The organism is Photobacterium sagamiensis, from assembly GCF_050337085.1.
GTDB lineage: Bacteria > Pseudomonadota > Gammaproteobacteria > Enterobacterales > Vibrionaceae > Photobacterium > Photobacterium sagamiensis.
Genome location: NZ_JAKJSP010000122.1, coordinates 1 through 933, shown reverse-complemented (window position 1 = coordinate 933; position 933 = coordinate 1). Strand labels below are relative to the sequence as shown.

Genomic DNA, 933 nt, shown 5'->3' with positions numbered 1-933 from the left:
CTGTATATCTTGTTGTTCAACTTGCTTGATTGGTACGAAATTCATTGATGGCCTACTGGCTGCCTCTGTTATGGCCTCAGCATCGTTAGCATCATTTTTGTTTGTTTTAACAAACGGTTTTACAAACTGAGGGCTAATGAGTTTAACTATATGCCCATACCGTTGGAAAACCCGGGCCCAATAATTGGCACCTCCACAAGATTCCATGACGATCGTGCATGGGGGAATGTTAGCGATATATTCAGCCAGTTTATCTCTTGATATTCGCTTTTTTAAAACGGATTTTCCATTACAATCAACACCATGTAATTGAAAAACATTCTTCGCAATATCAATACCAAGTAAGTTAATGATCATCACTCTATCTCCCACTCATCAATGACTGATTTGATTTTCACCATAATCATAGCCTCGCGGTACGTTATGGGGTGGGATGGTTCATTACATTAGAACCCACATAACGTCGCTAACGAATTAAACGTAACTTTTGGCAGCGTTTGTTCTATAAAGAAGTTTATCGTTGTGGTAAGTGCAGTAAGGTTATTAAAATATGAGTAAGGATTCACGATTAATTCAAAAAAAATTAAAACGCGAATCTCGAGTCATTTTAAAGAACGTAAGGGAACGATTTTTTAAGAAATATAAAAACGCGGGTTAAGTAGATTGACAACGTTTTTTATTTACCATAACCCCCGTAAAGCGTCTCAGCTTTGTTTGTTAGTGTTGTTTGTTAGCTTGTTTGTAGAATTAAGGTCGCTTCGATGGCCTTTGTTGTATCGCTCCGAAAAGAATTAATGATCACCGCTTGTGCGAGTTGCACGCTTTGTGTAGTATCCCGCTCGGCCTGACATTCAGACCTATTTATATGTAATAAATGTTATGTTTTAGAAAACCTTCGATACATCGGCTTTACCAGCTTTTTGTCATGAAGCC

At 37.9% G+C, this 933-nt stretch carries 1 protein-coding gene; it reads right to left on the bottom strand.

Annotated elements, in window-relative coordinates; translation table 11 throughout:
• Window positions 1–357: IS110 family transposase (locus tag L4D76_RS28690; protein ID WP_428444199.1), on the bottom strand; the 357-nt coding region annotated here is incomplete at its 3' end.
• Window positions 358–933 lie beyond the last annotated feature (576 nt).